Below are 22001 nucleotides of genomic sequence, written 5' to 3'. Positions count from 1 at the left end.
TATAAATGGGTAGAGTACAAGTTGCTGTAGAAGCATTTTTAATTCGTCTGATCACAGATACTTTATAAAGTATTTTAATACTTTTTTGAATCCGTCAATGCGTAAGTCCTATACATTAAAAAACAGTGAATTATATTTCTGGTGTATTTTCGGATTAAGACTTTGATCTATACATTTTTTAAAAAAATACCGAGAATTACACTAGAATATTGGATTAATTCATTCAGTCACTCTACTCTGTATCCATCGTAACGAAGTGCTCTAAATCTGAGCAATCAAACATAAGCGCGATTTAGCCTTCGATTGATAAATCCTAAATAATATTACAGGGTACAATATCATGACTACATACCAAACAGCGATTGATGCAATCCGCGAATTAAAAGCAAAATTCGGCAACACTTGGGCAGACATCAGTCCTGAAGATGCTGCGCGTATGCAAATGCAAAACCGTTTCAAAACTGGTTTAGACATTGCTAAATATACAGCTGCGATTATGCGTCGTGATATGGCTGCTTATGATGCAGACTCTAGCAAATACACTCAATCACTAGGCTGCTGGCACGGTTTTATCGCTCAGCAAAAAATGATTGCGAACAAAAAATACTTCGGTACAACTGAGCGTCGCTACATCTACCTTTCTGGTTGGATGGTTGCTGCACTTCGTTCAGAATTTGGTCCTCTTCCTGACCAATCTATGCACGAAAAAACTTCTGTTCCTGCATTGATCGAAGAAATCTACACATTCTTACGTCAAGCTGACGCAAAAGAATTAAACGATTTGTTCCGTGCACTTAAAAAAGCACAAGACGCTGGTGATACTGCTAAAGCTGCTGAAATCACTGCACAAATCGACAACTTTGAAACTCACGTTGTGCCAATTATTGCGGACATCGACGCTGGTTTCGGTAACGAAGAAGCAACTTACTTATTAGCTAAGAAAATGATCGAAGCGGGTGCATGTGCACTTCAAATCGAAAACCAAGTTTCTGACGCGAAACAATGTGGTCACCAAGCTGGCAAAGTAACTGTTCCACACGAAGACTTCATCGCTAAAATCCACGCGTTACGTTATGCGTTCTTAGAAATGGGTCTTGACGACGGTATCATCGTTGCACGTACTGATTCTGAAGGTGCTGACTTAACTCAAAAAATCCCAGTAGTTAAAGAGCCAGGCGACATCGCTTCTCAATACATCAGCTACTTAGACACTCAAGAAATTGACATCTCTGAAGCGAAAGAAGACGAAATCCTAATCAAGCGTGATGGTAAATTACACCGTCCTAAGCGTTTAGCTTCTGGCTTGTACCAATTCCGCGAAGGCACTCAAATTGACCGCGTTGTACTTGACTGTGTGACTAGCTTACAAAACGGTGCTGACCTTCTTTGGATCGAAACTGCGACTCCAAACGTTGAAGAAATCGCTCACATGGTTAACCGTGTTAAAGAAGTTGTTCCAAATGCGAAACTTGTTTATAACAACTCTCCATCGTTCAACTGGACTTTAAACTTCCGTCAACAAGCTTACGACCGTTGGGTTGCTGAAGGTAAAGACGTTTCTGCATACGACCGTGCTAAGTTAATGAGCGCTGAGTACGACAACACTGAATTAGCTGCTGAAGCTGACGAAAAAGTACGTACATTCCAAGCAGACGCTTCTCGTGAAGCGGGTGTGTTCCACCACTTGATCACACTTCCGACTTACCACACTGCTGCGCTTTCTACTCATGAGCTTGCAGAAGGTTACTTCGGTTCTGAAGGTATGTTGGCTTATGTTGCTGGCGTACAACGTAAAGAAATCCGTGGTGGTATCGCTTGCGTTAAACACCAAGCAATGGCTGGTTCTGACATCGGTGACGATCACAAAGAAATCTTCTCTGGTGACAACGCGCTTAAAGCAGCGGACGAAGCTAAAAACACAATGAACCAATTCAACGCGTAATCGCTTGATGGTTTAAAAGAAAACCCTGCATCTGCAGGGTTTTTTTATGGCGATAAAAATAATCAAAGAATGCTGAAACACTTTTAAGAAACATCTTTAAAGAGATGTTTCTTTATTTATAAACAGTCAGCAGTTTGAACTTATTTAATTTTGATCACATCTGCCTGTACAGAAGTAGGGTAATAGAAAGACACCTTAATCCATTGTTTTTGTTGTGCGGGAATAGGCACTAAAAACTGTGGATCGACTACAGCAGCGTATTCCTGATACTGCTGATCGAGCAAAATTAAATCACTGGCATGCAATTGCAATGCTTGATTAGATTGATTGTGAATTGCTAGAAAATAATCATGTGCCATCACAGGGTCGTTTAACTCTTTGACCTCAATATTTTGTACGTGTTCAGCCTGAATATCGACATGCTTCAGCGCATTACTGACTTTCATACTTTCTACAGGATGTAAGAAAACCTGGGTTTCAATTTTCGGCTGATCTTTTATATTTTTTTGCTTGTATAAATTGAATTTAAGACCGTGAGTTGTAAGCTGAATGCGCGCGTAGACTTCTCCATTTTCTGTGTTGAGCAACCATTCATTTGCAGTGGTTTGTGATAAGTGTTGGGGCTGTTTGTTGTCCTGAGCAGCGTGAATCGTGCCTGTCACTAGGTTTTCGCGATGGCGCTGTTTCCAACGTTTAATGTCGCTAAGTTGAAAGGTTTGATTATCATTCATGCGTAAGTGAATCACATGTTGTTCACAGTGGTCACAAGGTAATAAGGCTTTAAAGTTACCAGTAGCTTGTCTTGACCAAGAAGTTGCTGATTTTTGAGATTCAGTTTTGGGCGTGACTAGTGGTTCAGAAGCCAAATTAGCTTGATATTCCTTACTTTGCTCGGTTGACCCGCAAGCTGCTAAAAGTAAGCTAAGTGTACTGAGTGCAATCGGATAACGATTCAGCATAAATGTTCTGAACTCAAAACTCGTGTTGCTGCCACCTTAAACTTTCACCTTGTATCTGAAAAGCTAATTCACCTTATATTTAATGAAAATTTGTAGCAAATCATAACAAGTTCTGTGTTTTAAATTTAACTTCAAGGATTCCATCGGATTAGACCTTAAAACTCATCAAACTACGCGTAAATTTATATATTTACAATTTTTAAACCTGCTTAAATCTGGTAATGAATGGATGTTAAAACAGTATGATTTTGCATGGAATGAGAAAACTGAGAGGAGTGCAGGGAATTTTTATACATTTATAAAGTATTTGTTTATTTATTCATCGTTTTAGACTTTTATATTTGGTGATGCTTGCTAAAATTCGCACACTTTATTTGGGGTATGCGGTTGTGTTTGAAAAGTTAGCTGAGCGAAGCTTAAATTTAATGGGTTGGGAAATCGACAATCATTGTCCGTTGGAATTAGACCAATATGTGATGATTGCAGCACCGCATACCAGTAATTGGGATGCCTTATATGCACGCTTAGGGCTTAAAGCTTTGGGCGTCAATGTTCGCCTGACCATTAAAGACAGCTATATGAAATTGCCGTTTGGGCCGTTTGTCCGTGCCATGGGTGGTATTGGTATCGACCGTCGTCCGAAAGCACCAGGCGAACCACGACCAAGTATGGTTCAGCTCATGACGGACTTATTTAAAACCCATCCTAAATTGGTGATGTTGGTGACGCCAGAAGCCACACGTGCGCGTCAAGAACAATGGAAAACAGGTTTTTATCATGTTGCGTTAAATGCAGGTGTGCCAATTGCTTTGGCGTATATGGACTATGCAAAAAAGAAAACGGGTGTGGGAAAAATTGTGCATCCAACTGGTGATTTTGAAAAAGATATGGCTGAAATCATGACATTTTATGCGCAGGTGCAAGCAAAATTTCCCGAAAGCTTTAGTGTCGATACACGTTACTATTCAGAATAAGCATGCTATTTGAGTTTAATAGTACATAAAAATTAAAAAGACAGGGGATTAGCCCTGTCTTGCTTTAAAACGTGGATTGGATTTGCAAATCACAAATAATTTGCCACGACGTTTCACAATTTGACAATCGGCACGCGATTTTGCACTTTTTAAAGATGAACGAACTTTCATGAAGATAAACACTTTAACTGTAATGTTATAATATAACATTATTTACTAACTGTCGAAAAGTGTCAAAACCAGAAAGTTACAACATCTCTTTTAAGAAAAAAATTTAAACAATAATCTTTTGATACAAGCCTGCACGTACAGTGCCCGCTTTGCTCTCTTTAATTTTTTGCCATGTATGCGGTAATTTTAACAGGTTTAAATCACGATCTGCTTCAACATAAATCAGACCTTGTGCTGCAATATGTGGATCAGCCAACGCTGCCAATTCTTCCCATAAATCTAAACTGTAGGGTGGGTCTAAAAATACCAAATCAAACTGATCTTTCAGTGTTGCCAAGGCATGCTGTGCGGTAGAAATTTTCAATTGTGCCGTGCTTTTATTCACACGTAATAATTCTAAATTTTGCTGTAAAAACTGCGCTTGTGTGCGGTTTGGCTCAATCATGACCACGTGTGCCGCACCGCGGGACAGGGCTTCAAAAGCTAAAGCGCCCGAACCTGAACAGAGGTCTAACACTTTGGCGTTTTGCACATCCCACATTAACCAGTTAAATAAGGTTTCGCGTACTCGGTCAGGCGTTGGCCGTAATCCCTCAATTGAAGCAAAAGCCAACTGACGACGTTTCCATTCTCCACCAATAATCCGTAGTTGATTTTTCATGGCTTAGTCGCTCTCAATTGGGCTGGCTGGTACAACTACTGCGGGCGCAGCTGCTGGTGAGTTGGTTGTCGTTGAGCTCGGAGCTGTTTGTGCATGATTTGGGTTTGCTGTAGAGTTATTGCTCGTAATATTTGAATGATTGGAGCTATTGGTATTTGGAGCAGTAGATGAAGTGACTTCACCACTTGGTAACTCACTTGGTTTTAAACCCGCAGTCATTAAGCCACCACTCACTTGTGCCGCCGATGGACGAATTGGCTTTTTATTTTTATTAAGTAACCAATAATCTAAAATTGGACGCGCCAAGGCTGTTGCGGCAGAACCACCACGACCATTTTCAAGAATAATTGCAATGGCAATTTCGGGGTTTTCAGCAGGTGCAAAGCCGACAAACAAGCCGTGGTCAAGCTGACGATCTGTTAGCAATGCTTCGTTATAGCGTTTGCCCTGTGCAATACTTTTAACCTGTGCTGTACCCGTTTTACCTGCAATCGAATATTGTAATCCGCCTTTAATCCCTTTACCTGTACCAGATTGAACAACATCAACCATGGCATCACGCATTTTAATCCAGTCTTCTTCTGTGCCGTTAAAATCAATTTTACCGTTGGTGCCATTGTGAACTTTAAATGGTTTCGCGCCACGACTTTCACGTAACACGTGCGGTGTAACTTTAAAGCCTTTGTTAGCGGTGATGGCGGTAGCCATTGCTAATTGCAATGGTGTCGAGGTGAAGGCACCTTGTCCAATGCTGACTGAAATTGTTTCACCTTTCATCCATTTGGCATTACGAGTACGCATTTTCCAATCTGGGTTTGGGTAGAGCCCTGTGCTTTCATTTGGTAAATCGACTCCAGTTTTTTCACTAAAACCAAATTGACGCATCCAGTCGTTCATTTTTTCAATGCCCATACGATAGGACAATACATAGAAGTAGGTATCGCACGACACGATTTGGGCTTTGTGCATATCGACAATGCCGTGCCCGGTTTTTTTATGATCACGGAAACGGTGGCTGTCACCCGGTAAAGTAAAATATCCATAATCCTGAATGGCAGTTTTCCAATCGACATAGCCATAATGAATACCGCCTAAACCAAACATCGGCTTAATGGTAGAACCAGGTGGATAAACACCTTGTACCGCACGGTTATAGAGCGGCTGATCTAAATTATCACGTAGAGCTGAGTAGTCGGTATGACTAATGCCTGTGACAAATAAGTTAGGGTTAAAGCTAGGACTAGATACCAAAGCTAAAATTTCACCTGTGCGTGGGTCGAGTGCCACAATTGCACCACGACGTTCTGCCAATTGTTCAGAGGCAACCACTTGCAAGCCGTAATCCAGTGATAAAAACAAATCATTGCCACGTAAAGGGTCTTTACGTCCTAAATTGCGTAGCACATTACCATGCGCATCGGCTTCTACAGATTCGTTGCCAGGTACGCCATGTAGTAAGTGCTCATACGATTTTTCCACCCCAATTTTACCAATCAGATTAGTGCCTGCATAAGCATCTTTGTCAATTTCTTTCAGTTCTTTGTCGTTAATACGTCCGACATAACCAATCACATGCGCAAATAATTCACCGTGTGGATAATAACGAGTCATTTGAGTTTCAATATTGACACCAGGGAACTGAAATTTGACTTCACTAAAACGCGCAATATCTGATTCATTTAAATTCAGTTTGATCGATACACGTTCGGTTTTACGTGAAGTTTTAATCCGACTTTTAAAGCGCTCAATATCTTCTTCTGTCAGTTGTAAAACAGGCGTCAGTCGCGCAATGGTGTCATCAATATCTTCAACATCTGCTCGGCTTAAGGTAGCAGAGAATACAGGGTAGTTATCGGCCAATAACACGCCATTGCGGTCATAAATATAACCACGTGCAGGCGCGAGTGGTTGTAATCGAATACGGTTTTTATCTGATGCAGTTGAAAATTCATCGTAGCCACTAATTTGTAAATAAGCATAACGTGCCACCAAAAGCAGCAAGAAAAAAACCACAACACCCACCGAAAAAAAGATGCGATTGCGAAAAATACGCTTCTCTTGCTGAGCATTTTTTAACGGATAGTGTTGTTTCATACAAAAATTGACTTAACTAAAATGAGGGAGAAAGAATTTGGACTATTCTATCGCATCTATTGGCAATTTTGAGTAACCATGTTTGACTGAATTGCCCGATTTAACCTAGAAGATGGGCGCAATCTTAATTTTTGACTTTAGCGACATCAAAATTGTAATTTGCTGTATATAAGAATCCTGACAATTCTGCTAGAGTCAAAACACGAAAACAGGACTGTTTTTAAAATTAAAACAAATGGACACTGGTGATAATAATGACAAAAGTCTATTCTTTCGTGGCATTACTTGTCTTTTCAAGTTTTAGCTTTGCTGGGAACACTACTTTTTTACCTGAAGCAAAAATTAGCGCAGATAGCGCAAAAACCTGGAATGTAGGGGCGGGTATTACCCAAAAATTACTGCATTTGAATGGTGAATGGGTCAATCCTTATGGCATTGCCTATCTAAAAGCGGGGGCTTTTTTAAATGGTGACCATGAAGTCGGTGGGCAAACAGGTTTTCGTTACCCATACCACCTCACAGGTAAAGACAAAAATGGTTATTATATTGGCGCTTACGCAGGACACCTAGAATCTAAATGGGTGGATGGTGAAGAAAAAGCGCGTTTAGGTGCAGGCATTGATCTGGCTTATGTATTACTGAGCCCTGAACGCATCAGTAGCTTTAGTGTTGGCATTGGCGCAGGTGAAAAATTGGAAGATCGACAAGGGCGAGTGATTGCGGAAACTGAGCCTAGACTACAATTTTCCTATACGCTCAGTATGGGTTTGTAGTCAGAATAGTGACTTTTAACTACTTTAGAATCTTGTAATTAGAACTAAATATGGAAAAAATGCATGCTTGAGTACGTCAATCAGTTGTGGCAAACCTTTTTGAATCGTCCAGATTTTTGGGCCGTGCTCAGTATTATTCCTGTGACTGCTTTTGTGACTTGGGCGCACGTGTGGATGGCACTAAAAATGGTGTTCTATCCAATTAGCTTTTGGGGCTTTCACCTTGGGCCTATTCCTGTGGGATGGCAGGGGATTGTACCGCGTAAAGCAGGGCGTATTTCAGGCATCATTACCGATAACACATTGTCAAAATTAGGTTCATTGCGTGAGTTTCTCAATGCTATGGACCCTGAAGATATGGCGCGTATTATTGGTGAGCAAGTGGATTTTGAACTTGAACACTTAATTGATGAGGTCATGTTAGACCGTAATGCAGTGCTTTGGGAGAACTTACCGTATTCAATTAAACGCCGTATTTACGCTCAGGCGCATAAACAACTGCCAGGTGTGCTACGCGAATTGGTGACTGAACTGACCCTGAACGTTGAATCTTTGGTGGATATGCGTGAAATGGTGGTTAGCCAAATGGAAGGAGACCGCCGCTTAATGGTGCGTATGTTCCTAAAAGTTGGTCAAAAAGAAATTAATTTTATTTGGCATATTAGTGCATTGATTGGGATGTTCTTTGGTATTTTCCAAATGATCGTTTGGTTTCTGGTGCCATGGCACTGGACGGTCCCATTTTGGGCGGCAATTTGGGGCTTCTTGACCAATTGGATTGCCATTTGGATGGTATTCAACCCAGTTCACCCGCATTACGTGAAATATCCGCAGTTCTTTAAATTGACCGAAAATCGTCAATTTCCGTGGATCAAGCCAGTGATTCCACGCATTGGGACTTATAATATTCAGGGTGCGTTCATGAAACGCCAAGATGAAGTCTCGGATGTGTTTGCAAAGGTAGTCACAGAAGATCTGATTACGTTAAAATCCATTATGACTGAAATGATGTATGGCAGTAAAAAAGACAAAACCCGCCGTATTGTCAAACGCCACATCAACGAAATTATGGAAACACCATTGGTTCGTACCTCTTTACAGTTGTCTTTGGGGCCAAAAGAGTATGCCAAACTCAAGACTGACTTGATTGATCGTTCGATTGAAATTACGATGGTGCCTGTATGCGACCCTGCCTTTAATGCGAGCCGTGCACAGAAAATTTATCAAATGTTTAGAGATCGTATTCGTGAACTGACGCCAAAAGAATTCCAGAATCTCTTGCGTCCTGCCTTTCAGGAAGATGAGTGGATTTTAATTGTCTTGGGTGGTGTAACTGGTTTTATTGCTGGTTTAATACATTTGTTTGTCGCTTTCTTATAAGAGGATGCTGGCTGCGTAAAGGGCGATGGCTCTGATATGCAACGAGTGTCAAATACATTGTTAAAATGAGGATGTTTTTTATGCGCATTATATTACTCGGACCACCTGGAGCAGGTAAAGGTACACAAGCTCAGTTGATCTGTAAGCGCTACAATATCCCACAAATTTCAACCGGTGATATGCTCCGTGCTGCAATTCGTGAAGGTACTGAATTAGGTCTACAAGCCCAAAGCGTTATGGATGGTGGCGGTTTGGTATCTGACGAACTTATCATTGGCTTAGTTAAAGAGCGTATTGCGCAGCCAGATTGCGTGAATGGTTGTATTTTTGATGGTTTCCCTCGCACAATCCCACAAGCTGAAGCTTTGGAAAGCGAAGGCATCAATATTGACCACGTGATTGAAATTGATGTTGCAGACGAAGAAATCGTACAGCGTTTGTCTGGTCGTCGTCAGCACCCTGCGTCTGGCCGTATTTATCACCTTGTTTACAATCCTCCAAAAGTGGAAGGTAAAGATGATGAAACAGGTGAAGACTTAGTACAACGTCCAGATGATCAAGAAGAAACTATTCGTAAGCGTTTAAAAGCGTATCACTCAGAAACTGAGCAATTGGTTGGCTTCTATCAGGGTCGTGCTGCTTCTGGCGAAAATGCACCAAGCTACAACAAATTGAATGGTCTTCGTCCAATTGAAGAAGTTCAAGCAGATTTGTTTGCGATTTTAGACCAAGCAAAATAAGCCTAGGTTTTAGACCAAGTCTGTTTAAATGAAAATAAAACCGTTTAAACAGGCGGCTTGTTTTGACTTTAAAAGAGTCCTGATTCATATTAGGGCTCTTTTTATTTGTTTCAGTTTAGGAGAGTGCTTTGCAACATGCTGCTGTGATCATCATGTTATTGGCAAGTATTGCTGTTTTAGGCTTTCTTGTTGTTGTGAGCTATAAGTTGTTGCGCAATACACAAGCTCAAAATTCGTCTGAAAAAAAATCAGGCAAGCACTATCAGTTGCATCCGAAACTTAAACAACAGCAACAACGCCAGTCTGAAGATTCTCAGGATAAATAAATCATCTCTGCACCGTTTGTGTATAGATTGCACAGTTATCCACACTATTTTGGATGATCCACATTGCTTTAATGATTTAGCATCTCTTCAATAAGTTTAGATCACTAAAGTCTACTGAAGTGTTTACTGAGGGATGAGCTCGTGATGAATTTTATGCAGCTTAATCTGGCGGTGTGCACCAAATTCAAAGCGATCAGGCCAGTTACACACATCAGACACTACACATTCACCACATTTAGGCTTACGCGCAATACAGCAATAACGTCCATGCAAAATTAGCCAGTGATGCGAGTCAATTAAAAATTCTTTAGGAATGACTTTAATTAAACGCTGTTCGACTTCTAAAACATTTTTACCTACAGCCAAACCTGTACGGTTACCCAAACGGAAAATATGCGTATCAACCGCCATAGTGGGCTGTCCAAATGCAGTATTTAACACCACATTGGCAGTTTTACGTCCCACGCCAGGTAAGGCTTCTAAATCGGCTCGATTATCAGGCACCATACTGCCATGTTTTTCGATGAGAATTTTACAGGTTTTAATGACATTTTCGGCTTTGGAGTTATACAGCCCGATGGTTTTAATGTATTCCTTTAAGCCTTCTACACCTAAGTCATAAATCGCTTCGGGAGTATTGGCAACAGGAAACAATTTGTCAGTGGCTTTATTGACGCTGACATCGGTAGCTTGTGCAGATAGTGTCACCGCAATCAGTAATTCAAAAGGGTTGGAATAATTCAGTTCGGTTGTTGGATTTGGGCGTTGTTTGCGCAAGCGTTCAAATAAAGTCTGAATTTGTTTTTTGGACATATTTTTAGACGGATTTTCTTTAATTGTTGTGCTTTTGGTGACCGTTTTTTTAACCGCTTTAGTGGTCAGACGTGCATTTCTTTCGGGCATGTTTATGCTCCTAATTCATCTAACTGTCTTTGTAGATTGGCAAGCAACAGCCGTTTTTTTTCATCGTCACGTACACTGAGTTGTTTTTCGAGTTTTTTAATTTGCGTGCGTAATTTTGCCAGTTCGATGGTGGTTTGTGCATCGGCAGTAGAAATCTGTTCATTTTTTTGTACAGGCAACTCAATCACAGGAACAGCAGCATCGGTTTGTGCTGAGAATTGTGCAAACAGCTCAGTATCAATTTCTGCACGTACTACGGGGCCTTTGCGTTGCAGACGGCGTTGTTCTTCACGTTGAATGTGGGCGTAGTAACGCTGACGTAAATCATTCTGTTCTGCAACACGTGCGCTTTCAGAAAGCAGAGGTTGTGTATCTTCCACTAAGTCAATGCAATCGACAGGACAAGGTGGAATACATAATTCACAGCCTGTACATAAATCAGTCAAAATGCTGTGCATGAGTTTGCCTGAACCTAAAATAGCATCGACAGGACAGGCATTAATACATTTGGTACAGCCAATGCACTCATCTTCCCGAATTAATGCTTTCATACGTTGTGGGCGTCCATCTGCCTGCACAGGCCAAACGCTTGCTTCTGCGGTTAATAAAGGGCGTTGCAGTAAGTTTGCCAGTGCATCTGCAACAGGTTGTCCACCAGGTACACATTTATTGGCCGCTTCGCCTTCCGCAATCGCTTTGGCATAGGGTAAACAGCCATCACGATGGCCACATAAGCCACATTGAGTTTGAGGAAGGAGCGCATCAATATTTTGAATCAGAGCAATTTGCGAATTCATGGACAAACCAATGCCACTTTAACAGCAGCAGAAAAACGGAAAATAAATCTTGAGGAAAACTCTAGGTAAATGATTTTAGCATGATTTTTGCTTTTAGGCTTGTGCGCAAATTAAGAACAAAAATGGCTAGTTTTTTGTGCAAAAATGCTCAACACTATGAATTAATTTGTTACATAAACTTATAGGCTTAACACGCTAAAAAATAAGTTAAATTTATGAAAATACAAATGTTTTAAAGTTTTTTGAAAAAAACTATTGTAGATTGTGAACAAAACATATTTAATATTTTGCGCCAAAATATATCATTGATTGAAATTTTGACCAATTTTGATCCATTTTCTGCTGAGGATTAAGCGTTGAAATACAACAGCCTTAACGAATTCCTAGATTACGTTAAAACACGTGATGCACATCAACCAGAGTTTCTACAAGCTGTAGAAGAAGTAATGACCAGCCTTTGGCCGTTTATTGAAAAGAACCCTCAATATGCAGCACATGGTTTGCTTGAGCGTTTGGTTGAGCCTGAGCGTGCCATTCAGTTCCGCGTTTCTTGGGTGGATGACCAAGGTCAAACCCACGTAAACCGTGCATTCCGTGTACAGTATAACTCAGCAATTGGTCCATTTAAGGGTGGTATGCGTTTCCACCCATCAGTGAACCTTTCTATTTTAAAATTCTTAGGTTTTGAACAAACCTTTAAAAATGCTTTGACTACATTGCCAATGGGCGGTGGTAAAGGTGGTTCAGACTTTGACCCTAAAGGTAAGTCTGAAGGCGAAATTATGCGTTTCTGCCAAGCCTTAATGATCGAGTTATATCGTCATTTGGGTTCTAACACGGATATCCCTGCGGGTGATATTGGTGTAGGCGGCCGTGAAGTAGGTTACATGGCGGGTATGATGAAGAAGCTCAGCAATGACACTTCATGTGTATTCACAGGTAAAGGCTTGTCTTTCGGTGGTTCTTTGGCGCGTCCAGAAGCTACAGGTTACGGTACTGTGTATTTCGCTGAGGAAATGCTCAAGACTCGTGGCGATAGCTTTAAAGATAAAGTCGTTGCGATTTCTGGTTCAGGTAACGTTGCACAATTTGCTGCAGATAAAGCAATGTACTTGGGTGCGAAAGTCGTTTCACTTTCTGACTCTAATGGTACGGTGTACGTGAAAGAAGGTTTCACACCAGAATTACTTGCTGAAGTGATGGAACTTAAAAACGTAAAACGTGGTCGTATTTCTGAATTTGCATCTAAACACGGTTTCGAATATCTTGAAGGCCAACGTCCTTGGGGTATTAAGTGTGACATCGCATTACCATGTGCAACTCAAAATGAGTTAACGGGTGATGATGCTGCGACTTTACTTGCAAATGGCGTGATCTGTGTAGCTGAAGGTGCAAACATGCCTTCTACTTTGGATGCTGTTGAGAAATTCGTAGAAGCGAAAATCTTGTATGCACCAGGTAAAGCTTCAAATGCAGGTGGCGTAGCAACTTCTGGTCTTGAAATGTCTCAAAACGCGATTCGTTTAGGTTGGACGTTTGAAGAAGTGGATGAGCGTTTACATGCAATTATGAAAGAAATTCACCGCAACTGCGTGAAATACGGTACACAAGAAGATGGTACTGTAAACTATGTAGATGGTGCGAATATTGCTGGTTTTGTAAAAGTTGCCGATGCAATGTTAGCGCAAGGTGTATTCTAAGCTTTGTCTTAAATAGACTTTCAAAAAACCGATGCACATGCATCGGTTTTTTTATGGTTTTTAGTTAGCAAAGTGCTTAATCAAAACGATAAATATCCATACCGAGTGAACCCATGCTAAAGCTACTATGAACAATATTAAATCGATCACCTGTGCCCATCGCAAAAAACAGCGGTGCAAAGTGTTCTAGGGTCGGGTGATTACGTGTCGCATACGGCAATTGTTGCCAATCCAGCACAGCATCATAATTGCGATGACTTAAATGCTGCACTACACGATTACGGAAACTAGATGCCCATTCAGGCACAGCCGCATGGGGTGTATTCCATGATAATTCACTTAAGTTATGGGTGATGCTGCCCGAACCAATCAGTAAAATTTGCTGATCACGCAGTGGCGCCAAGCTTTGCCCAACATAATAAATCTGTTCGGCACTCATATTTGTAGGCAAAGAAATAGCGATTACAGGAATATTGGCATCGGGATACATGTGTAGTAAAGGCATCCATACTCCATGATCATGCGGACGTGTGCTGTTGGCATGTGCAGCAAAGCCCGCATCAGCCAAACGCTGCAAAATATCTTCTGCCAGTTCAGGCAAGCCAGGCGCAGGGTAGCGAAGAGTATACAAAGCTTCAGGGAATCCACGGAAGTCATGCCATGTTTCAGGGCGAATACCTGTATTGACTTCTAGGGCATTACTTTCCCAGTGCGCAGACATCACTACAATGGCTTGCGGTGTTGGTAAATTTTCACTTAAACGGCTAAGCGCGGGTCCAACCTGTTCAGGATTGAGTGCTAACAGGGGCGAACCATGTGAGATAAATAAACCAGGTAATGTCTGTAAGTTCATGCCGAGCTCCATATAGCCTGCTGTTCTTCAGCATCGCAAAAAAGTGTGTGCAGCGAAATGTACTTTTGTTGAACGCTATGTTGCAGCTTTGCAACGTCGCTAAATTGGTATATTCCGATGACTTCACGTGTAAATTGAGTTGCTTAATTAGCCCGCACGGTGATAAGGGTGGTTATGATTAATGCTCATAGCGCGGTATAGTTGTTCGATCAGCATCACGCGAACTAAAGGGTGTGGCAAAGTAAGTTTGGATAAGGACCAATGCCATGCTGCTGCTTTACGTACTGCTTCAGAATGACCATCTGGTCCGCCAATCGCAAGCACGACATCATTGCCTTCTAACATCCAGCCTTTCATGGTTTCTGCAAGTTTTTCGGTGCTGAACTCTTTGCCGCCCACTTCCAAGGCAATTAACAGCTCATTGTTTTTCATGGCATTTAAAATGCTATCACCTTCAATTTGGCGATATTTTAGAATATCGGCCTCAGAATCATTTTTGCCACGTTTCGCCATTGGCAGTTCGACAATTTGAGTCTGCACAAAAGGCTGAATCCGTTTGAAATAATCTTCAAAACCAGTCAGCACCCAAGCAGGCATTTTTTGTCCAATGGTCAGAATGCGAATTTTCATAGGCGAGTTCATGTAGCGATCAATCAGAATCTCGCATTATAACCATGATTCAACACAAGCGCTGTGTAACGACACAATTTGCAATTGAATTTGCCAACAGGCTGTTGCTTTAATACTCAGCAATCTTATTGGTCTTTTTTTTCCTTGGAATTATCAGCATGCGCGCGTTTCAAAGTCAGCAGTTACATTCATGGATATTGGGCGCGGGTATGGGATTGATGACCACTGCTACATTTGCTGTGCCTGAGGCTCAAGGGGCAGAACCAAACAATTTGCAAGTCTATATGCAGCAAGTGATTGGGCAGCAGGGTTTGGGTAATTCCGAACAGTATCGTCATTATAAAAATGTGATTGAACTGAATCGGGTTTCGGCATGGATTCGGGAACAAATGCGAGTATTTGGAATTCCGTGTCAATTTCAAAATTATGTGGTCAATCAGCAAAGCTACCGCAATGTGGTGTGCAAATTGAATGTCGGTGCTGCGAAAAAAACGATTTTTGGTGCGCATTATGATGTGTATGGGCAGCAGCAGGGGGCAAATGACAACGCTTCTGGCGTGGCAGGTGTAATCGAAACAGCACGAATTTTGGCGCAGGAAAAGAATAAACTTAGTCAAAATGTTGAATTTGTTTTTTATACCTTGACAGAGCCACCATTTTTTAAAACCGAGTCGATGGGCAGTTTTATACATGCCAAATCTGTGCAGGCAGAAAAAGAAAAAATCCGTGCGGTGTATGTGCTGGATATGATTGGTTATTACGACAGTAATTTGGTGCAAAATTACCCAATCGGTTTAAAGTGGATTTACCCAAGTCATGGCAATTTTATTGTGGCATTAAGTAATATGCAGTCACGTGAAATGAGTGCAAGCTATTGCAATACGATGCAACGTTTGAACCAGTTGCAATGTGAGCGTGTGGTGGCTCCCAGCTTTGTAAAAGGCATGGATTTTTCAGATCATTTAAATTATTGGAAATATGATGTTCCAGCTATTTTAATTACCGATACGGGTAGTTATCGCAGCACACTTCGCCATACCACAGGCGATACTTTAAAAACGGTAAATTTTGAAAAAATGGCGCACGTTGTGAATGGCTTGGTTGCACAGGTTTTATCACCTTAATGAATGATCGCTGTGCATAAAAAACGCAGCCCTGAATTGAAATAGGACTGCGGTTAAAAGGTCATCCACCTGGAGATATGGATGACCAGAACATGAAGCACACTTCAATCAAAAGCGTCTGATCAATTTATCGGTCTAAATAGACCAAACAAGAAACATACAGCGCGATGTATCTTAAATTTATATATGTGGATGGTTTACCTATTTTTCAAGGAAATTGAATTAAAAATAGGCTATCCAATTGAAAAATGAATTAAAAAATATTCAACTACGTTTCAAAATCTAGAGTCTAAATACAACAAAAGAGCACCGAAGTGCTCTTTTGAGAAGTTCTATGCTTAAAAGCAGAGTAACTGGCTTAGTGACGTGCGGCTTTGCCTGCTGCCACCGGCTTCACAATGGGTGCCTTGGTTAAAGGCTTAGGCATACTGGTCAGTGCCAAAGGCAAGATCTCATCAATGCTTTTTACAGCCTTGATTTCCAAACCTTCTTTGACATTGTCTGGAATTTCAGACAAGTCACGCACATTTTCCTCTGGAATAAATACCAGTTTGATACCACCACGATGTGCCGCAAGAAGTTTCTCTTTCAAGCCACCAATGCGCATTGCACGACCACGTAAACTGGTTTCACCAGTCATGGCAATATCAGGACGAATTGGAATACCTGTAAACGCAGACACCAATGCTGTGGTCAATGCCAAACCTGCAGATGGACCATCTTTAGGTGTTGCACCTTCTGGCAAGTGTACGTGCACATCGGTTTCGGCAAATACACTCGCCTCAATGCCTAAGCTGTCAGCACGGGTACGCACAACGGTCATCGCAGCTTTGATCGACTCTTGCATCACATCCCCCAATGAACCTGTGGTGATGAAATTGCCTTTGCCTTTCATAGTTGCTACTTCAATGGTAAGTAATTCACCACCCACTGAAGTCCAAGCCAAGCCATTTACGCGACCCACTTCGGCTTCTTCTTCTGCCATACCATAGTCAAATTTGTGTGGACCAAGGTAATCTGGCAAGTTTTGTGAAGTCACATCTACCTGTAGGTTTTTGGCTTTTTTGCTGACTGCTTCTTTCACCACTTTACGGGCAATTTTTGACACTTCACGTTCAAGACTACGCACACCTGCTTCACGCGTATAGCGCTGTACAATGTCACGAATCGCTTCCTCATGAACCGTCAATTCTTTAGCACGCAAACCATTATTTTTGATGGCTTTAGGTACAAGATAGCGTTCAGCAATATTCACTTTTTCATCTTCGGTATAACCCAGTAGACGAATCACTTCCATACGATCTAGCAGAGCTTCTGGAATATTCATGCTGTTGGCAGTACAAATGAACATCACTTCAGACAAGTCTAAGTCTAGATCTAAATAGTGATCGTTAAACTTGTTGTTTTGTGATGGATCAAGCACTTCTAACAAAGCAGATGCAGGGTCGCCACGGTAATCCTGCGCCATTTTGTCAATTTCATCGAGCAAGAATAGTGGGTTTTTCACACCAACTTTGGTCAATGATTGCACAATTTTACCTGGCATCGCACCAATATAGGTACGACGGTGACCGCGAATTTCTGCTTCATCACGTACGCCGCCGAGCGCCATACGCACAAACTCACGTCCAGTGGCTTTTGCAACAGACTCACCTAGTGAGGTTTTACCTACACCCGGAGGACCAACCAAGCATAGAATTGGGCCTTTGAGTTTTTTCACGCGCGACTGTACAGCAAGGTATTCCACAATACGGTCTTTAACTTCGTCTAAACCGTAATGGTCGGCATCTAAAATTTCTTGTGCTTTCGCCAAGTTGATGCTGACTTTGCTGGCTTTGTTCCATGGCGTATCTAAAATGACTTCTAGATAGTTGCGTACCACAGCTGCTTCGCTAGATGCAGGTTGCATCGCTTTAAGTTTACGGAACTCAGCTTCTGCTTTTTTACGTACATGCTCAGGCAAGTCTGCTTCGGCCAGACGTTTTTCAATTTCAGCGACATCATCTTCCGCACCGCCGTTCATATCGGACAGCTCGCGTTGAATGACTTTCATCTTCTCATTTAAGAAGTATTCACGCTGATTTTTTTCCATCTGACGTTTAACTGAGTCATGCAAAGTTTGCTCAATCTGCTGTTCTTCAGACTGTTGCAATAAATAAGTCATTAACTCCATTAAGTGAGCTTCAAACTCGTCGTGCTCAAGGAATTTTTGTTTAATATCAATGTTCAACGGCACGCGAGTTGCAACAAAGAACAACAATTGCAATAAATCTTCAATTTTATTGGCAGCAGCAATCAGTTCACGTGCATTGCGTAATTTTGCTTCAGCATATTGCGCAAATAAGGCACGTAATTCTTGCAAGCGTGATGCTTGGGTATTCTCATCCATCGCAACTGTCATTGGGCTTAAGCTGTGCTCTGCAGTTAAATACGCGTCTTCATCAATAATTTTTTCGAGTTTGGCGCGGTATAAGCCTTCAATCAGCACTTTAATACAGTTTTCATCATTTTCGTGATTTACAACTTGCACAATTTTCGCGACAGTACCGTATTGATACAAATTGTCGTGATCAATTTCTTCTGTAAGCGAATCTTTTTGCGCAACTACAAATACTAGATTGTCACTGTTACGAGCCACATCAACTGCATTGATCGATTTTTCACGACCTACAAATAGCGCGATTTGCATGTGCGGATAAACCACCACATCACGTAGCGCTAAAAGCGGTAATACACTTGGAACCTGAGGCTCTAAGGTTTCTTGATTCATAATAATTTCAGACATGGGCACTCCTAATGAGTGACAACGGTGTTGCCATGTTTTTTATAGTGATGGGTATTTTAAAAAATACAAGGGCAGGTCAACATAAATTGTTTAAAAAAGTAGCTAAGTATTTGATTTTAAATTGACCTATCCAGTCAAAATGATCAATTTAGCGTTTCAAGTTGCGTTTAAACTGTAAAAAACACTCTGGTGTCAGTAACGCATCTAGAGGTTGATCCCAGTTTTTACGTGGCAAGTTTGCATGAATCAGCTGAAAATCATGTGCGATACCTAAGCGATAAGGGCGCTGTGGAGCAGATGCCAGCGTGCGGTCATAATAACCACCACCCATTCCAATTCGAGTGCCGTACTTGTCGCAAGCCAGCAAGGGCATGATTAAAAGGTCAAGATGAAAAACATGCTTCCCACGACTTGCCATCGGCTCTTTCATGCCCAGTGGGTGATGAGAAAAACGTTTATTGATGTATTGATGACGTGAGATTTCAACCCAAACCAGTTGCTGATTCATGTTGCAAATCATGGGTAAATACACTTGTTTGCCTTGCACGAAGCAGTATTCAATGATGCGCTGTGTATGAATTTCACCAAATGCATCTAAATACACCCCCACTTTTTTTGCGTACTGAAATTTTGGCAACCGTATTAGGCGCTGCAAAACAGCTTGCTGCGCTTGCTGCTGTTGATTAGGCGTGACTGCTCTGCGCTGTTGTCGAAGCTGTTTACGCAAGGTGTTAAGTCTCAACAACTGCATCTGGGCACATCCTTATATACCTGAGTTTAAATGTCTGAATGGGTATGGAATTACTATCATTGCATCGACAAAAAACAAGCTTTTATCATGCTTGGCATTTTAACAGGATGTAATGTTATATTTCTGATTATCTGAACCTGACCTACTATGGGATAGTTTGGCTTGAATCTAGATGTAAAATTAAAAACACACTGATGCTATAGCGCAATCAATGCCGCACTAAAAATCTTCACGGTCGCTACGAGATAAATTGGGCCGAGTTCAGTTAAAACAACAATTATGTAAAACACGTGCCAAAACAAAAACAATACTTTCATTTTGCAGTTATAAAAACTGAAAAAAATGTTTCCGACCCGCGTTAGATGAATTTGGACCTAAAGACTTATCAAGCGTTCAATTCATCTTGCTAGAAATCACACTGATTCCATTGTATTGGACTAAAGTTGTATAAAGCTGTACGAAATAAATTTGGTTTTTCCTTCCTTTTAAAAACTCGAGAAAAAACAAAGTTTAAATATTTCTTTGGCGTATTTTTTTATGCTGTATATAAAGAAAACCTTTATCGAAATTGGTATGACCATTTAAAATAAACAATCAGGCCAATCTTGACTTTTTTTTGTCTAAAACTATCATTTGTTGCATATGTTGAGGGAATTTTGTTTTTAACCTCAATATTGGTCAGACCAAAATTAGAATTTTACCTCTATGCTTAGACCTATGTTTACGTTTGAGTGAGCATTTCAAGGAGATGACAATGCTTCAACATTGGCAACAGATCTATGATCCAATGGCAAATATTTGGATTTCGAGTCTTATTGCATCAATCCCGATTATTTTTTTCTTTTTAGCACTGGCTGTATTTCGCTTAAAGGGAAGTGTTGCGGGAACAATTACGGTGATTTTGGCATTATTAGTGTCTTTATTTGCCTATGGCATGCCTGCACCAATGGCTTTTGCTTCATTGATCTATGGATTTTTCTACGGTTTGTGGCCAATCGCATGGATTATTATTGGCGCATTATTCTTATATAAAATCTCTGTAAAAACAGGGCAATTTAACATTATTCGCTCATCTATTCTTTCGATTACAGAAGATCAGCGTCTCCAGATGCTATTAGTCGGCTTCGCGTTTGGGACATTTTTAGAAGGTGCAGCGGGCTTTGGGGCGCCAGTGGCAATTACTGCAGCTTTGCTGGTAGGTTTGGGTTTTAAACCTTTATACGCTGCGGGTTTATGTCTGATTGTGAACACCGCACCAGTTGCGTTTGGCGCAATGGGGATTCCAATTATTGTGGCGGGTCAGGTTTCGGGTGTAGAAACCATGGAAATTAGCCAGATGGTGGGGCGTCAGTTGCCATTTATGGTGCCAATTGTGCTGTTCTGGATTATGGCAATTATGGATGGCTGGCGCGGTGTGAAAGAAACTTGGCCTGCAGTGTTGGTGGGTGGTGGTGCTTTTGCGATTGCACAATACTTGACCTCTAACTTTGTTGGACCTGAGTTACCCGACATTACAGCTGCAATTGCATCTTTGGTCAGTTTAACGGTGTTGTTTAAATTCTGGCAGCCAAAACACATTTTCCGTTTTAGTGATGCAGACACAAAAGTAGATGCCAACTTGGTTGCAGAACAACAGCAAAAATACAGCATCGGGCAGATTGTTAAAGCATGGTCACCTTTTGCAGTGTTAACGGTGATGGTCACCATTTGGAGTATTAAACCGTTTAAAGATTTATTTGCCAAAGATGGGGCAATGCATGACTGGGTAATTTCCATCAAAGTGCCATTTTTACATCAATTGGTGCAAAAAATGCCGCCTGTGGTTGCTGACGTTAAAGACTACGATGCAATCTTTAAGTTCGATTGGCTGAGTGCAACAGGGACTGCAATTATGATTGCGGCTGTCATCACCATCATTTACTTGAAAATGAAACCGCGTGAAGCTGTTAAAACTTTTGCAGAAACCATCAACGAGCTTAAAACACCGATTTATTCGATTGGGATGGTGTTGGCTTTTGCTTTTATTGCCAATTATTCAGGCATGTCTGCGACTTTGGCACTGGCTTTGTCACACACAGGCAATGCTTTTACATTCTTCTCGCCATTTTTAGGTTGGATTGGAGTGTTCTTGACAGGTTCAGATACATCAGCCAATGCCTTATTTGCTGCCTTGCAAGCCACAACTGCACAGCAAATTGGTGTACCAGAAGTCTTGTTGGTTGCTGCAAATACCAGTGGTGGAGTAACAGGCAAAATGATTTCACCACAATCGATTGCAATTGCCTGTGCGGCAGTGGGTTTAGTCGGAAAAGAATCGGATTTATTCCGCTTTACCGTAAAACACAGTATCACGTTCACCGTAATGATCGGTATTATTATCACTCTACAAGCTTATGTGTTCCCATGGATGATTCCATAACCACATGCACAAGAGGATA

At 41.3% G+C, this 22001-nt stretch carries 19 protein-coding genes; 9 read left to right on the top strand and 10 right to left on the bottom strand.

The features are described 5' to 3' along the window. Nucleotides 1-340 precede the first annotated feature (340 nt). Nucleotides 341-1942: an isocitrate lyase gene (locus L6C30_RS03575; protein WP_070152541.1), complete on the top strand. Its 1602-nt coding sequence runs from the start codon at nt 341-343 to the stop codon at nt 1940-1942. 140 nt (nt 1943-2082) lie between these two features. Here the strand turns inward: L6C30_RS03575 and L6C30_RS03570 are convergent, their stop codons facing one another. Then, nucleotides 2083-2901, bottom strand: coding sequence for a hypothetical protein (locus tag L6C30_RS03570; protein ID WP_236162313.1), 819 nt, complete (start codon nt 2899-2901; stop codon nt 2083-2085). Between the two features lie 425 nt (nt 2902-3326). Between L6C30_RS03570 and L6C30_RS03565 the strand changes: the two genes are divergently transcribed. After that, entirely contained in the window at nt 3327-3875 is a 549-nt protein-coding gene (locus L6C30_RS03565) for a 1-acyl-sn-glycerol-3-phosphate acyltransferase (RefSeq protein WP_227515204.1), read from the top strand. Between the two features lie 48 nt (nt 3876-3923). On the opposite strand, the gene ykgO is transcribed toward L6C30_RS03565, so the two are convergent. The 3 genes from ykgO to mrdA form a co-directional block, all read right to left on the bottom strand. Further along, entirely contained in the window at nt 3924-4046 is a 123-nt protein-coding gene (gene ykgO / locus L6C30_RS03560) for a type B 50S ribosomal protein L36 (protein WP_026438469.1), read from the bottom strand. A gap of 103 nt (nt 4047-4149) precedes the next feature. Continuing rightward, a complete protein-coding gene (rsmD, locus tag L6C30_RS03555; protein WP_070152532.1) occupies nt 4150-4707 on the bottom strand; it encodes a 16S rRNA (guanine(966)-N(2))-methyltransferase RsmD in 558 nt (185 codons plus the stop codon). A 3-nt stretch (nt 4708-4710) separates the two neighbouring features. Beyond that, nucleotides 4711-6801, bottom strand: a complete 2091-nt coding sequence (gene mrdA / locus L6C30_RS03550; protein WP_236162314.1) for a penicillin-binding protein 2 — start codon at nt 6799-6801, stop codon at nt 4711-4713. A gap of 254 nt (nt 6802-7055) precedes the next feature. On the opposite strand from mrdA, the gene L6C30_RS03545 reads away from it, so the two are divergent. From L6C30_RS03545 to L6C30_RS03530, 4 genes are all read left to right on the top strand, one after another. Then, complete coding sequence (locus L6C30_RS03545) at nt 7056-7574, top strand: hypothetical protein (RefSeq protein ID WP_236162315.1); 519 nt, start codon at nt 7056-7058, stop codon at nt 7572-7574. Between the two features lie 63 nt (nt 7575-7637). Beyond that, entirely contained in the window at nt 7638-8954 is a 1317-nt protein-coding gene (locus L6C30_RS03540) for a hypothetical protein (protein ID WP_236162316.1), read from the top strand. A gap of 80 nt (nt 8955-9034) precedes the next feature. Then, nucleotides 9035-9694 carry an adenylate kinase gene (gene adk / locus L6C30_RS03535; RefSeq protein WP_236093790.1) on the top strand — a complete coding sequence of 220 codons (660 nt, stop codon included), beginning with the start codon at nt 9035-9037 and terminating at the stop codon, nt 9692-9694. A 128-nt stretch (nt 9695-9822) separates the two neighbouring features. Further along, on the top strand, nt 9823-10020 hold the full coding sequence (locus L6C30_RS03530; protein WP_236093789.1) for a hypothetical protein: 198 nt from the start codon (nt 9823-9825) through the stop codon (nt 10018-10020). Between the two features lie 123 nt (nt 10021-10143). Here L6C30_RS03530 and nth read toward each other — a convergent pair whose 3' ends face one another. Beyond that, nucleotides 10144-10833 carry an endonuclease III gene (nth, locus tag L6C30_RS03525; RefSeq protein WP_236162397.1) on the bottom strand — a complete coding sequence of 230 codons (690 nt, stop codon included), beginning with the start codon at nt 10831-10833 and terminating at the stop codon, nt 10144-10146. A gap of 92 nt (nt 10834-10925) precedes the next feature. Beyond that, nucleotides 10926-11720, bottom strand: coding sequence for an RnfABCDGE type electron transport complex subunit B (locus L6C30_RS03520; protein ID WP_236162317.1), 795 nt, complete (start codon nt 11718-11720; stop codon nt 10926-10928). 356 nt (nt 11721-12076) lie between these two features. Here L6C30_RS03520 and gdhA point away from each other — a divergent pair, with 356 nt between their 5' ends. Then, the gene (gene gdhA / locus L6C30_RS03515; RefSeq protein WP_236162318.1) at nt 12077-13420 is read left to right on the top strand and encodes an NADP-specific glutamate dehydrogenase; all 1344 of its coding nucleotides are present in this window, start codon (nt 12077-12079) and stop codon (nt 13418-13420) included. 76 nt (nt 13421-13496) lie between these two features. On the opposite strand, the gene L6C30_RS03510 is transcribed toward gdhA, so the two are convergent. Together L6C30_RS03510 and rlmH are read right to left on the bottom strand one after the other, a co-directional pair. Beyond that, a complete protein-coding gene (locus L6C30_RS03510; RefSeq protein ID WP_236162319.1) occupies nt 13497-14273 on the bottom strand; it encodes a dioxygenase in 777 nt (258 codons plus the stop codon). 147 nt (nt 14274-14420) lie between these two features. Further along, nucleotides 14421-14903, bottom strand: a complete 483-nt coding sequence (gene rlmH / locus L6C30_RS03505) for a 23S rRNA (pseudouridine(1915)-N(3))-methyltransferase RlmH (RefSeq protein WP_026438445.1) — start codon at nt 14901-14903, stop codon at nt 14421-14423. A gap of 158 nt (nt 14904-15061) precedes the next feature. Between rlmH and L6C30_RS03500 the strand changes: the two genes are divergently transcribed. After that, a complete protein-coding gene (locus L6C30_RS03500) occupies nt 15062-16027 on the top strand; it encodes a M28 family peptidase (RefSeq protein WP_374706583.1) in 966 nt (321 codons plus the stop codon). 358 nt (nt 16028-16385) lie between these two features. On the opposite strand, the gene lon is transcribed toward L6C30_RS03500, so the two are convergent. Together lon and L6C30_RS03490 are read right to left on the bottom strand one after the other, a co-directional pair. Beyond that, a complete protein-coding gene (lon, locus tag L6C30_RS03495) occupies nt 16386-18812 on the bottom strand; it encodes an endopeptidase La (protein WP_236162320.1) in 2427 nt (808 codons plus the stop codon). A gap of 148 nt (nt 18813-18960) precedes the next feature. After that, a complete protein-coding gene (locus L6C30_RS03490; protein ID WP_236162399.1) occupies nt 18961-19557 on the bottom strand; it encodes a 5-formyltetrahydrofolate cyclo-ligase in 597 nt (198 codons plus the stop codon). A 754-nt stretch (nt 19558-20311) separates the two neighbouring features. On the opposite strand from L6C30_RS03490, the gene lldP reads away from it, so the two are divergent. Continuing rightward, nucleotides 20312-21982 (top strand): L-lactate permease, encoded by a 1671-nt coding sequence (gene lldP / locus L6C30_RS03485; RefSeq protein WP_236162321.1) that lies wholly within the window; start codon nt 20312-20314, stop codon nt 21980-21982. The last annotated feature ends 19 nt before the right edge of the window (nt 21983-22001 follow it).

It is taken from the genome of Acinetobacter sp. KAM396 (assembly GCF_021602765.1).
GTDB lineage: Bacteria > Pseudomonadota > Gammaproteobacteria > Pseudomonadales > Moraxellaceae > Acinetobacter > Acinetobacter towneri_A.
The sequence above is the reverse complement of the archived record's forward strand: the minus strand, read 5'-3'. Positions and strand labels throughout refer to the sequence as shown.